The following is a 13,525-nucleotide window of genomic DNA, read 5'->3' as shown; positions in this document are numbered from 1 at the left end:
AATCGGCGGCCACCAGATTCAGAATCTCGGGCTGCCTATCCAGGACTTCCGACAGCTTCTGGAGCTTTATGCCGTACTCGTGATTCGAGTAATGTTCGAATATACTGGCCTGAGCATGGCGGGTTTCTCGCATGCGGGATCCTCTTGGTTGTTGGCTGTTTTTGGGTCGCACTTAAAACATACCAGAGCCAAGAGCGTTTTTTATCTATTCTCATAATTTTTACCAGAAAATCATGTAGTTGTTAGTTTCTGGATGGGCACTAACTAGCACCGGTGACGCCCAGCTCCCCTTTTCGGCCGTAGCATTCTAGGCGCACGGCCTACATTTCAGTGAGTGGGAGATTATGACCGGCTATCAACCGCCACGAGTCTGACGGCGGGAAAGGGAGGTTAGTCGCCGTATCGCCAACCGCAGCAGTGCCTTGCGGACAACATCTGCACCTGCTTTTGGCGCATCAGGTAGCTATGCGGAAAGCCGTATTTATTGAGCCGGGTGTACTGATAGCTCCCGCGTCCTGTGGCCTTTTATCGCCACCCACAACCTTTCAGACACCGTGAACGGGTAGCGCTTATGTACCACCACACTCCCACGTTCCAGCAGCAGCTGAGCGCGCTTTCCGAGCGTCCACCACTCCATCGTCCGTCGGGAAACCGACAGCAACTTCGGCTTCAGCGTGTCTCGGTGGGATCGGTTGTTCGGCACCTATAGAGACCAACCAGCCGCCGGGCATCTCAACATGACAATCGGCATTGAGGAATTCAGAAAGTCGCGAGACCTACGACTGGATCGTATGCTTCTCCAGCCCTTTGTGACACCACCTCAGGACGCGAAACGGCAACAGCTTTGAGGCTGCCGTACCGCACGCACGCCGTCCACTTTCTCAGAAAGGCCGTCATCACCATCGTGAGGCGCTGGTTGGGGCTTTGGGGCTTGAGAGAATGGCAGTATCCAGCGCGGTCGTCCGGCTGGAATTAATGAGTCCCTGCTGTCGGCTAGATCTGATCTGCCGCCATGATACTCCAGCATCTGGGCCATCCGGAGGCCGACCAGATCATCTCGATGCCTTCGAGGCGGCGCTCGCTGAGGGCAGCGAGGCAGTGCTGACGCCGAATATCGGCGGTCATGGCATCACTGAGATCATGGGCCACACCATCGCCGAACGCATCGCTGGATAAGTGAACCTATCCTCCTGAGTCACTTCAGATCTGCCCCTGGTATGGCCACCAATATGCGTCGATAATGTAGTAAAGAAAACTAAGGTTTGTTACCCAGCTGCTATTTCTTTGCTACCCCATACACCGCTTTACACATATTCTAGTAATCGGCTTTACTGCGCTAGGAGTTCTATCAAGCCTCATAAGACCAAACAACAGAGAGAAGTCCACATGCACCTCATGCTGGCCAGTGACCTTCATTTGGAGCACTTCCCAACCTTATCAGACGTCATTCCCGAGTATGCGATGTACCAGACACCGGATATTTTGGTGCTAGCAGGAGACATTGACAATGTCTCCCACCTTCAGTGGTCACTGCTGAGTATTTCAGATCTATTCGAGGGGATACCCATCCTATTCATCCCTGGGAACCATGAATACTATTCGCGATACCACACGATGGAAGAGATTAACGATCGGTTGCGCGGCGTAGAACGCTATTTGCAGAATGAGGGCTTTCCTTTCCATTTGTTGATCAATGATTCCGTCACGATAGGCGGCTGGCATTTCTTCGGTGGACCAATGTGGTCAGACATGGCACAGAATGCTCCCGTGCCACCTGGGGATGAGCATGGCATACGTATGGTTGACGGCCATCCGCCTGTATCAAACGATCTGAGAGGATTACATGCATCCTTTCGTGAAGGGTTGTCACAACATTTAGCTTCTTACCCATCCAAACAAAGCATTGTAATCAGCCACTTCTCACCATCATTACGCTTTGGCAACCCTCTGGTAGCGACACCAGCTCCCGGGGCTGTTGATTATTGCCGTTATTTCAGCGCGGACATGGATGCTGTCCTGGATGACCCAGCGGCTGCACCCGCTGCTTGGCTCTATGGTCATACTCATTATTCGATGCAGGAAAGGCTATCTTCTGGGTGTCTCGTGGCCTCCGCTCAGGGCGGCTATCCTGGTGAGCGCCATCAAGGCCTCACTGGAGCATTTAAAATATTCGAGCTATGACTTTTCCCAGCCCGATTGAGGGTGTCGCGAAAGGCCCTGATATATCATGCTAGCTGTACGTTGACCGCTTTGAGCAAGCCAATGGAGAAAACAAAACGCCAGCACCGAAAGCCAGTAGCACACGGTGGAACCGGTCTTTGGCATCATCAAGCACGTGATGGGATTTCGGCAGGTCTCGCTGCGCGGTCTCGACAAGGTCAGCGGCGGCTGGCGGCCATGGCCTGGAACATCAAGCGAATGCACCGCCTGACCACAGGGTAAGGGGCGTCCCTTACCCTGATAGCACGCGCAGCAGAAGCCAAGAGACGGCACAGGACAAGGCCGTAGAAGGCGAAAGCGCCTCTCCAACAGTAGGATCGCTTACCCTGCGGAAAAACTAACGAGGGGACGCTGCTTCTGCGATTTGCGCCCCTTAATCCAACAGTCTCCTAGAGAGAGATACGCAAGCCCCAACTATCTCTATCCTGCGAGGACGACCATGCTGAGCCGTCTCTACAATTTCTGGACCACCCTGCGGACCAGCTTCTGGTTTGTGCCCACGCTCATGGCTGTCGGCGCGATCGGGCTGGCTGTCATCGCCCTCAACCTCGATGCCACCCTGCCGGAGGAGAAGGCTCGGCAGTTCTGGCTCCATAGCGGCGGGCCGGAGGACGCCCGCAATTTGCTATCGACCGTCTTTTCCTCAATGGTCACAATGGCGACACTTGTCATATCGATCACCATGGTGGTATTGACGCTCGCCGCCAGTCAACTCGGACCACGACTGGTCCGCAACTTCATGGGCGATCTCCGCACACAGCTCGTGTTCGGCATCTTCCTGATGACCATCATTTATTGCCTGCTAGTGCTTCGCACCCTCAACAGCGAACTCGACATTTCCGCGGTGCCGCACATTGCGGTCACGCTCGGGACCGCTCTCGCCCTCATCAACCTGTTCGCACTGCTGTTTTTTATCCACACTTTAGCTCGGTCGATCATTTCCGATACAGCGATCCGGCGTGTCGACAGAGATCTCCGCAATGCGATCTCACGCCTACTGCCGACCGAGAGCGACGGCCAATCGCTCGTCGAGCGCCCGACGGCGGATGACGTGCTGCCGGCCGACTTCGAGGAACGTGCGGCCTCTTTGTGGCTGTCCGGCGAAGGCTATGTGCAGGCGATCGAGTATGAGCGGCTCGTGGAAATCGCCTGCCGGCACAAGGCGGTCATCCGCCTGGACTTGCGTGCCGGTCATTTCATCTTTCGCGGATCGCACAAGGCCGATATCTATCCAGGGTGCCTGCTCGGGCCGGATCTGGCGACCGAGCNCAGGGTGCCTGCTCGGGCCGGATCTGGCGACCGAGCTCGAAGGTGCGATCCTGATCGGTGAAGAGCGCACACCGGTCCAGGATCTGGAGTTCTCAATGCGCCACCTGGTCGAAATCGCCGTGCGCGCACTTTCGTCAGGCATCAACGATCCCTTCACCGCCATTGCTGTTATCGATCGCTTGGGCGCTTCGCTTAGCGAAATGATGCGGCGGGACCTCCAGCCTGAGGTGTTTTGCGATGCGGCAGGCGTGGTGCGCGTGGTCGGCCGAGCGTCGAGCTTCCGTGGTTTCGTGGACGTCGCTTTCCACCAGATCCGGCAAGCCGCAGCCACCCACCCCGCGGTCATCATCCAGATGCTCAGCATCATCGCACAGCTCGCGGTCAACGTCCGCCTGTCCAGCCAACGCGACGCTTTGCTCGATCACGCCATCATCATCGCCGAAGCTGGCCGCCGCGGGGCGTCGGAAGCCTCCGACATTGCCGACATTGAGCGCAGCTATCAGGCAGCTCAAATGGCATTAAAGTAAAAAGTCATCTCTCGAGGAAGACAACCTTTCCGGGGCAGGCCAACGGCCCGGCGACGTCTTCCGCGGGGGTGACCCGCCAGCCGAGGCGCCGCATCAGCCATTCGAGTAGATAATCACCCACCTGGATACGGGAAAGCGGCCGACCCCCAAGCCCGACGGCGGCTGCCATGCCGTGCGTCGCCGTAGCGCGGATGTTCGGTTGACCAAGATCCCAACCGATTATCCTTCGGGGCTACGACGTCTACGTCGCGGCTGCGGTGGCGGCTGACCGGGCATTGTCTATACTCCAGCGGAGAAGGCTGGGGGTCGCGATTTTTTTGCCAGGAAGCGCTTCCGGAAGGCGTCCACAAACCCCAGCCAGTGGCCGCTGTTTCTCCCGCTGATGTCGCTTCATTGGCACAAGTGTAAGGACTTCAGGAGAGATGCAATGTACCTGTCTTACGCACAAGCGATACTGATCGTCGTCGGCCTCTGCACCGCCGGGATCTCCCTCGCGGAGACGTCGGTGCCGTCGATGTTGACGGTTCAAGAGGTTGAGGCGGGAGAGATTTTCCCTCTGGTTCCCGGTGAAAGCACGTTTGAAGTGGTGGACGGTGACGGAGAGGGGCGGCAGGTCGTGCTGGAACTGAGTTCCACAGGCGGTGAAGGCCGCTGGGAAGCTCGATTTGGCGACTACAACATCCTCCATCTTTTTAAGCGCCGGGATGGCAGTGTGCTGCTCACCGGCCTGGACGTGCTGACGCAAGGCCAGACCGTGCTGTACGAGCCTCCCGTGGTACTGCTTCCCAACAGGATCGTGCCCGACCGGACATGGAGTGCCTCTGGCAGAGCTACGGTCGTTAACAGAGAGACGCAAGAGGTTATACACAAGGGTGAGTACCAGCACCGAGTCATGCCCATCACTCGAGAGCGATACGCGACTCCGGCGGGTGATTACGAAGGTTTCCTGGTGCCACTCGAGCAGACCATCGATCTTGAGGCTCAGGCGGTGATCCGATTGTGGCTCGATCTCGGCTTCTTCCCCGGCAAAGGCCTGGTGAAACGTTCAATGAAGTTCGTCGTCGACAAACCTTTGTGGTTCGGCTCGACCACACGGCGCACAGCAGAGCTCGTCCGTTAGGGTCAGGTTTTGGCAGAGACAGGCAGGGATTGCCAGCCTTTGATGACCGGCTGCGGAGGAGCTTACTGAAGTGTCCGGACGTTGGGCTCAGATTCTGTCGCCCTCCCGCCAGCAGCTGACAGGCATGTGGAGCGTGCTTGTCAGACTGAGTTACTTGGTACGACAGCAGGTGTGACTGATGATAGCTGTGCCCAAACGTCTGCGTCCATATGATTCCAGTATAGGCCTGGGTCGGCGCGATAGCTGATCAACAGGCGCAATCAGGTTATCTTTGCGTCGCGGTGTCGTGAGAACACGCTTGGTTCGCTAGGAACCAGAAGGCGCGCAAGTTTACCGAAGAAATCAGTCCGGCCATCATCTTGATCATGAGGGGGGCTTTCTGATGGTTCAACACTCACAGTGGACATCAACGCCTGAAGAACAACCGGCGGTCGCGACCCCATCAATTATTTTCCCCAAAGGCGGCGGCGCCATCCGGGGCATCGGCGAGAAGTTCGCCGCCAACCCCGTCACCGGAACCGGCTCGATGTCGGTGCCCATCGCCACCAGCCCCGGCCGGTCCGGCTTCGGGCCACAGTTGTCACTCTCCTACGACTCGGGCGCAGGCAACAGTCCCTTCGGTTTCGGTTGGAATCTCTCCCTGCCCGCGATTACGCGCAAGACCGACAAGGGTCTGCCGAGCTACCGAGACGTCACGGGAGATGTCCAAGACGACGACGTCTTCCTGCTGTCGGGCGCCGAGGATCTGGTCCCTGTCTACCGCCAGGACCTCGACGGTAGTTGGGTCGCAGCGCACCCCGGTCACCAGCGGGACGAGAACGGTAGCTGGATCCGCGATGGGTCCGGCCGCCTCGTGATCCACGAGGACGACATCGACGGTTTCCGGGTCCGGCGCTATCGCCCGCGCATCGAGGGCCTGTTTGCCCGTATCGAGCGCTGGACCTCGCTCGGCGCTCCTGACGATATTCACTGGCGCTCCATCACCGGCGACAACCTGCTGACGGTCTATGGCGGAAATGAAAGATCGCGGGTCCAGGATCCGCTGCACCCTGGCCATGTCTTCAGTTGGCTTATCTCCGAGACCCGCGACGACAAGGGCAACGCCATTTTCTACGAGTACAAGTACGAGGATGGCGCCGGCGTCATGCTGTCCGCAGCCCACGAGCGCAACCGTGGCGATCCCGATGATCCGCAGCGCACCGCGAACCGCTATCTCAAGCGCATCCGCTACGGCAACCGCCGACCGCTGCTGGACGGGCGAGGGCGCCGACCACGCCAGCTGAGCCAGCAGGCAATCGACGATGCCGGCTGGATGTTCGAGGTCGTTTTCGACTACGGCGAGCACAACATAACCGCCCCCACCCCCACCGACACTGCCCCCTGGGACCACCGGCCGGACCCTTTTTCCAGCTACCGCGCCGGCTTCGAGGTGCGCACAACACGGCTGTGCCGGCGTGTGCTGCTGTTTCACCACTTCCCGGAGGATGAATCCGTTGGCGCCGACTGCCTGGTCCGCTCGACGGATTTCACCTACAGTCAGGATCTGCCTCCGGAAGACGCACACCAATCGGCCTACAGCTTTCTCGCCGTCGTCAACCAAAGCAGCTATCGGCGTGATGGGGACGGCTACCAGAAGCGCAGCCTGCCGCCAGTCGAATTCGGCTACAGCCGCCCGCGCGTCGGGGAGCACATCGAGACCGTTGATCCGCAGACCCTCACCCATCTGCCCATCGGCATCGACGGCGACCTGTACCAGTGGATCGACCTGCACGGCGAGGGGCTGCCCGGCGTCGTCACCGAGCAGGGCGGCACTTGGTTCTACCAGCGCAACCTGAGTCCGATCACCCCATACCCAGGCGGAAAGACCGGGCAGGTCCAGGCCCGTTTCGGGGCCCTCGAGCAGGTCGCGCTCAAGCCCAACATGGCGTCGACCTCAGGAGGGCATTTCATGGACCTGGCCGGCGACGGTGAGACTGACCTGGTGCTACTGGACGGCCCCACGCCCGGCCTGTTCGAGCACGACGGCAACGAGGGCTGGAAGCCGTTCCAACCCTTTACAGCCCGTCTCAACGGCGACTTCGCCAACCCCAACCTGCGCCTGGTCGATCTGGATGGCGACGGCCATGCCGACGTACTGATCACCGAGGACAATGCCTTCGTCTGGCACGCCTCCCTGGCCGAGGCGGGTTTCGGCTCAGCCCAGCGTGCTGTTCAGGCTTTGGACGAAGAATATGGCCCGCGCCTGGTCTTCGCTGACGGGACCCAGTCCATCCACCTGGCCGATATGTCCGGCGATGGTCTGACCGACCTGGCGCGGATCAGAAATGGGGAGGTCTGCTACTGGCCCAACCTCGGCTACGGCCGCTTCGGGGCCAAGATCACGATGGACTTGGCACCCCTGTTCGACCACCCCGAGCAGTTCGACCAGCAGCGCATTCGCTTAGCCGACATCGACGGCACCGGTACCACTGACATTCTCTATTTGCATCGCGACGGGGTGCGGCTGTACTTCAACCAGTCGGGCAACGCCTGGAGCACACCCGCGGTCGTCCCGGTCTTCCCGCGGGTCGACGGCTTGGTGCGGATCACCCCCCTCGACCTCCTCGGCAACGGAACCACCTGCCTGGTCTGGTCCTCGCCGCTGCCCGGCGACACTGGCCAGCAGTTGCGCTACGTCGAGCTAATGACCGAGGGCAAGCCGCATCTGCTGATCCGCAGTGCCAACAATCTCGGCGCCGAGACTCGGATCCACTACGCCCCCTCGACCCAGTTCTATCTGAAAGACCGCCTCGATGGGCAGCCATGGATCACCCGGCTACCGTTCCCGGTCCACGTGGTCGAGCGGGTCGAAACCCTCGACCACATCAGCCACAACCGTTTTGTCACCCGCTACGCCTACCACCACGGCTATTTCGACGGTGAGGAGCGCGAGTTCCGTGGCTTTGGCATGGTCGAGAAGTGGGACACGGAGGAAATCGGCGCGTTTGTACCCGGCGGAGAAGAAGAGGAAGCCAGCAACTGGGGCACCGCCTTCCAGATGCCGCCGGTGCATACCAAGACCTGGTTGCACACCGGGGCCTGGCTGAACCGGGACTCCCTCTCCCGGCAGTTCGAGGCAGAGTATTACCGTGAACCGGGGCTGACGGACGACGAGTTCCGCGCCCTACTGCTGCCCGACACATATCTCCCTGACGGCCTCACGCTTGAAGAAGAGCGGGAAGCCTGCCGTGCGCTCAAGGGTCAGATGCTCCGCCAGGAAGTCTACACCGACGATGCCCCGCTCGACGCGTCAGAGGAGGTGAAGAAACGCGCCCGTACCCCCTACAGCGTCGCCGAACAGGACTTCACCATTCGCCCACTGCAACCCCGCGCCGACAACCGCCATGCCGTCTTCTTCACCCACCCACGCGAGGTCATCACCTACCACTACGAACGCAATCCGATCGACCCGCGCATCCAGCACGCCCTGACGCTGGAGGTGGACGACTACGGCAATGTACTGAAAGAAGCCGCCATCGGTTATGGCCGCCACGAAACCATCCGCATGATGGACAAGCACGGCAACGAGGAGGAGGTCTCCAACCCAGCACTTGCCGAGCTGCTGGAGAACGATCAGGCCAAACAAACCACTCCACTGCTCACCTATACCGAAAACCGCGTCACCAACACCATCGATACCCCCCACACCTGGCGCACCCCGTTGCCCTGCGAGGCGCTGACCTTCGAGTTGACCGGCTATCCGGCCACAGGCGCCGCCGGTCGCTACCGGGCAGGAGATTTCGTCGAGTCCGATTCGGCCCAACCGGGCCGTCTGCGCCATCGGTTCACGGACCAGGTTACCTACGAGACCGGCCCCACCGGGTACCGCTGCCGCCGACCCATCGAATGGCTGCGCACCCGCTACCGCCCCGACGATTGCGGTGTAACCAAGAACAACGCGATGGCACTGCTGCCGCTCGGAACTCTGGAGTCGCTGGCACTGTCCGGCGAAAGTTACCAGCTCGCCTTTACCCCTGGCCTGCTCGATTGGGCCTTCCGCCGCGACGACACGCCGCTACTGCCGTACCCGGCTCTGGTGCTAGAAGGGCATGGTGCTGAACAAGGCGGCTATATCGATCTCAACGGCAACGGTCACTGGTGGACCCCCTCGGGCCGTGCTTTCTTCAGCCCGGACCCGACGGCCAGTCCCGAGGCCGAGCTGACAGAGGCTCGCCAGCACTTCTTCCTGCCGCGCCGCTACCACGACCCTTTCGGCCAGCAAAGCGTCGTCACCTTCGACGACCACGACTTGCTCATGGTCGAAACCCGCGACGCCCTCAGCAACCGCGTGACCGTGGACGCCAACGACTACCGCGTGCTGCAACCGCGCCTGGTCAGCGATCCCAACCGCAACCAGTCCGAGGTGGCCTTCGATACGTTGGGTTTGGTGGTGGGTACCGCGGTGATGGGAAAGTCTGGCGAGGGACTGGGCGACTCGCTGGCCGGCTTCGTGCCAGAACCCACCGACGCCCAACGGGAGGCCTTCCTCGACGCACCCCGGCAGGCTTCGGCCAGCCACCCCAACACGGGTGAGGCGACCACGGTTGTCCACGAGCTGCTCGCTGGGGCAACGACTCGCATCGTCTACGACCTCGACCATTTCATGCGCACCGGCGAGCCGCTCTTCGCCGCAACCATCGCCCGCGAGACCCACCTGAGCGATTTGCCAGCCGGTCAGCCCAGCCAGGTACAGGTCAGCTTTAGCTATTCCGACGGCTTCGGCCGCGAGATCCAGCAGAAGGTGCAGGCCGAACCGGGGCCGTTGGTAGCAGGTGGCCCGGTGATCAATCCTCGCTGGATCAGCAGCGGCTGGACGATCTTCAACAACAAGGCCAAACCGGTACGCCAGTATGAACCCTTCTTTAGCGACACCCAGCGCTTCGAGTTCAATGCGCAGCACGGCGTCAGCCCGGTACTATTCTACGACCCGCTGGAGCGCGTCATCGCCACGCTGCACCCAAACCACACATACGAGAAGGTCGTCTTCGACCCCTGGCGGCAGACCACCTGGGATGTCAACGACACCTGTGCACCACGCCACCAACAGACCGGCGACCCGCGCACCGACCCCGACATCGGCGGCTCTGTCGCCGCATACTTCAAGACCCAGCCAGACGATTGGCAGACCTGGCAGGCCCAGCGCAGCAGCGGCGCCCTCGGCACGCATGAGCAGACCGCCGCCGCCCGTGCCGCGGTCCATGCCGACACACCGACCACGACCCACTTCGACACGCTCGGTCGCCCCTTCCTGACCATCGCCCACAACCGGGTGGCCTGCGAGGGCCACGAGCTCGACGGCACTGACGAGCGATTCGCCACCCGCGTTGTACTCGACATCGAAGGCAACCAACGCGAAGTACGCGACGAGCGACGGCTTCCCGGTGCAGGCCACCTGCCGAAAGGAGCCATCGAGCAGCGCACCGTCATGCGCTACGCCTACGATCTGCTTGGCAACCACATCCATCAGGCCAGCATGGAAGCGGGCGAGCGCTGGATGTTGGGCGATGTCGCCGGCAACCCCATCCGCGCCTGGGACAGCCGGGGCCACGACTTCACCAGCGCCTACGACACCCTACGCCGCCCGATCGCCCAGACAGTCCATGGCACCACGAGCGAGTCCGACCCGCGCGCACTGGGCCGCACCCTCGTGACCGACCGGATCGAATACGGCGAATCCCTGGTCAATGCAGACGCGCTGAATCTGCGCACCCGCGTCTACCGGCAATGCGACAATGCCGGCATCGTCACCAACGCCCGGCTCGACGCCAACGGTGAACCCATCAAGGCCTACGACTTCAAGGGCAACTTACGGTACAGCACGCGCCGACTGATCAGTGGCTACAAGGACATCCCCGATTGGGCGCAACCCCCGCCATTGGAGGCCGAGGCCTTCGCGGCCAGCACCCGCTTTGATGCTCTCAACCGCTCCATCCAGAGCATTGCCCCGCACAGCCGCCCCGATCGGCTCGATGTCATCCAGCCGGTCTTCAACGAGGCCAACCTGCTGGAGCGGCTGGACGTCTGGCTGGAACGCTCCACCGAGCCACCCCGCCTGCTGAACCCGACCATCGAGGCCCCTTCGCCGGTCGGCGTGGTGAACATCAACTACGACGCAAAGGGCCAGCGCACGCTCATTGACTACAAGACCGAGAATGCAACCGTCATCCGCACGACCTACACCTACGACCGCGAGACCTTCCGCCTCACGCATCTCTACACCCGTCGGGGCGTGAACCCGGAGACCGCGCAAGGCGGGGCCTTCCCTGACGACTGCGACAACCCAAACCCGCCCCCAGCCACCATCGCCGCGCCCGCAAGACCACTCGCAGGCACAGCGTGCGGGTTACAGAACCTGCACTACACCTATGATCCAGCGGGCAACATCACCCGCCTCCAGGACGATGCCCAGCAGACCATTTTCTTCAAGAACCAACGGGTCGAGCCGAGCAACGACTACACCTACGACGCCCTCTACCGGCTGATTGAGGCCAAGGGACGCGAGCATCTGGGGCAGAATGGCCAACCCATCCCCCACTCCCCCGATGACGAACTCAGGGTCGGTCTGCCGCATCCCGGCGACAGCCACGCCATGGGCACCTACACCGAGCGTTACATCTACGACGCCGTCGGCAACTTCCTGCAGATGCAGCACCGAGGTAGCGTGGCCGGTCACGACTGGACACGCGCCTATGCCTACAGCGAAGCCAGTCTGACCGAGGATGGCTCCGATGGACTGCCCCCGAAGGTCAGCAACCGCCTGAGCCAGACGGTTCTGCATCCCAACAGCAACAGTCCGATGGTTGAGCCGTACAGCTACGACGCACACGGCAACATGGCCTCCATGCCCCACCTGCCGCTGATGCAGTGGGACTACAGCGACCAGCTTCGGGCCAGCTCCCGGCAGGTGCGCAACAACGGCGGTATCCCGGAGATCACCTGGTACGTTTACGACGCATCGGGCCAGCGAGTACGCAAGATCACCGAGAGCCCGGCAGCAGCGGGCAACACGCCAACTCGCAGAAAAGAACGCCTCTACCTCGGTGGCCTTGAGGTCTACCGCGAATACGAACACGACGGCGAAACGGTCACGCTGGAGCGGGAAAGCCTCCACCTCATGGATGACCGCCAGCGCATCGCCTTGGTGGAGACCTGCACCCAAGGCAGCAACCCCGCGCCTCGGCAACTGATCCGCTATCAGCACGGCAACCACCTCGGCTCCGCCAGCCTGGAGCTGGATGCACAGGCCCGCATCCTTTCCTACGAAGAATACAGCCCCTACGGCAGCACCACCTACCAGGCCGTGCGCACCCATACCGAAACTCCCAAACGCTACCGCTACACCGGCATGGAACGGGATGAGGAGACTGGACTGAACTACCACACGGCGAGGTACTACGCGCCGTGGTTGGGGCTGTGGGGGAGTTGTGATCCGATTGACCTAAAAGGCGGAATGAATATTTTGGCCTATAGTCATAACAACCCCATACATCTGGTGGATTTTTATGGACTGCAACCTCAAGGAAAGGAAACAACTTATATTCCAATAGAAGCTGGAAAACACCCCCTCGCTGTTTTAGCGGAAAGTCCGTTCAATGAGGCATGGGAACAAGCATTGGAACAGAGATACAAGGGGGGATCATTACGAAAGAATCTTGAGATTTATCAAAAACGGCTTGCAGATGCAACTGACAAAGAGACATTTGGGGATACTGAATATAGCAAAGTACAGAAAATATTTAGAAGAATAGTGCGCGGAAATGAACAGCTTTCAGCCGCTTATTACCCAGATACACAGCTGCATCATATAGAACCAAAGAAAATGAAACCGGTACAAAACTCTCAAAGGGCAGTTGATCCAAACAATCTGCTGATAACAAGAGGAAATGCCAGATCAAAAGGAACTTCTCATCACACTGCTCAATACGGTCCCGGAGAGCAGAGGAGACAACAATGGGAGATTACGCGTCGCCAACGCGCAGAAAGTGGAGGATCACTAGCACCAAAACAACAGACGAAACCGCCAGCACCAAAAACGAGCACTACCAGCGGAGCTGGATTTATGTCAGGTCTCTTAGACATCTATACACTCGCTAGAAATTTAAAAGTGATTTCGGAGGGCGCAGACCCGCTTGAGACTTTGTGGGCGATACCAAGACTTGGCCCAACGGAGAAAGAGTTTTTGGAGTCGGAAGACGCGACTGTTGGACAGGAGATTGAACTCTTGCCAAAGACTAGTGACTTGCTTCGAGGTATCAAGGTATTCGGACGAGGTGTCGTGGAGCAGACGCAAGAAGGAAGAAAAATCATCCGTTGGGTTGATCGCTATGACGAGATTTAACCCAGTAGTCCC

6 protein-coding genes and 1 pseudogene are annotated in these 13,525 nt (G+C 60.1%); all 7 read left to right on the top strand.

All coding sequences use genetic code 11. The features are described from left to right. Positions 1-975 precede the first annotated feature (975 nt). Positions 976-1,176 (top strand): hypothetical protein, encoded by a 201-nt coding sequence (locus DU506_RS21470; RefSeq protein ID WP_147273767.1) that lies wholly within the window; start codon positions 976-978, stop codon positions 1,174-1,176. Between the two features lie 210 nt (positions 1,177-1,386). Then, positions 1,387-2,181, top strand: a complete 795-nt coding sequence (locus DU506_RS16660) for a metallophosphoesterase (RefSeq protein WP_114488021.1) — start codon at positions 1,387-1,389, stop codon at positions 2,179-2,181. A 121-nt stretch (positions 2,182-2,302) separates the two neighbouring features. After that, a pseudogene (locus tag DU506_RS16655) lies at positions 2,303-2,442 on the top strand (transposase); the annotation flags it as partial. Between the two features lie 217 nt (positions 2,443-2,659). Next, positions 2,660-3,550, top strand: coding sequence for a DUF2254 domain-containing protein (locus DU506_RS16650; RefSeq protein WP_220254424.1), 891 nt, complete (start codon positions 2,660-2,662; stop codon positions 3,548-3,550). Then, entirely contained in the window at positions 3,444-4,016 is a 573-nt protein-coding gene (locus DU506_RS21995) for a DUF2254 family protein (RefSeq protein ID WP_235825716.1), read from the top strand. Before DU506_RS16650 ends, DU506_RS21995 begins: the two co-directional genes overlap by 107 nt. A 427-nt stretch (positions 4,017-4,443) precedes the next feature. Next, the gene (locus DU506_RS16645; RefSeq protein ID WP_114488020.1) at positions 4,444-5,136 is read left to right on the top strand and encodes a hypothetical protein; all 693 of its coding nucleotides are present in this window, start codon (positions 4,444-4,446) and stop codon (positions 5,134-5,136) included. Positions 5,137-5,518: 382 nt separating this feature from the next. Continuing rightward, complete coding sequence (locus tag DU506_RS16640; protein WP_114488019.1) at positions 5,519-13,513, top strand: SpvB/TcaC N-terminal domain-containing protein; 7,995 nt, start codon at positions 5,519-5,521, stop codon at positions 13,511-13,513. Positions 13,514-13,525: the final 12 nt, after the last annotated feature.

The organism is Vreelandella rituensis, from assembly GCF_003336665.1.
In the GTDB taxonomy this organism is placed as follows: Bacteria; Pseudomonadota; Gammaproteobacteria; order Pseudomonadales; family Halomonadaceae; genus Vreelandella; species Vreelandella rituensis.
Note: the sequence above shows the minus strand (reverse complement) of the source record. Positions and strands in the feature narration are given on the sequence as shown.